This is a genomic window from Treponema sp. R6D11, assembly GCF_054786075.1.
In genome coordinates this window covers 1-508 of record NZ_BDHD01000806.1, presented here as the reverse complement: position 1 = coordinate 508, position 508 = coordinate 1, and the positions used below count along the sequence as shown (strand labels likewise).

2 protein-coding genes are annotated in these 508 nt (G+C 49.0%); both read right to left on the bottom strand.

Translation table 11 applies throughout. The features are described from left to right. Positions 1-111: hypothetical protein (locus ACYVTD_RS16230; RefSeq protein WP_461248711.1), on the bottom strand; the 111-nt coding region annotated here is incomplete at its 3' end. After that, on the bottom strand, positions 112-508 hold a 397-nt coding region (gene def / locus ACYVTD_RS16225), incomplete at its 5' end, for a peptide deformylase (protein ID WP_461248710.1).

Below are 508 nucleotides of genomic sequence, written 5' to 3'. Positions count from 1 at the left end.
GGCTCCTTTCCCAAGCCAACGAAAAACTTGCTCAGCGCGAAATTTCTTCTCGCCGATAGAGAGCATATATTCCTCTAATTTTTCGTATGTAATGCCGTTTATCGCTTGCATTTATTCGACTTCTTTCTTAATTTCTCTCGCCTTGCTTGTGAATAATATGCCATCCATGTGATCCATTTCGTGGCAAATCGCGCGCGCTAATAAACCCTCTGCTTCATGCCTTGCCTTGCCGCCGGCGGTCGTGTCCGTCTCGACCATAATCCATTCCGGCCGCTCAACAAGCCCAACAGTATCTGGCACAGAAAGGCAACCTTCAGGCCCGTCTTGAACGCCTTTCGCCTTGACGATTTTTGGGTTTATAAGCTCGATGACACGCTCGCCGTCTGTTGCAATTGCAAGCCTCTTCAAAAGGCCGACCTGAACAGCGGCTAGCCCTGCTCCTTCGTATTCACAGCAGGTATCGTACAGGTCTTTTAATATCTCTTTTGTCTTTTCCTCGCGCGGGTCT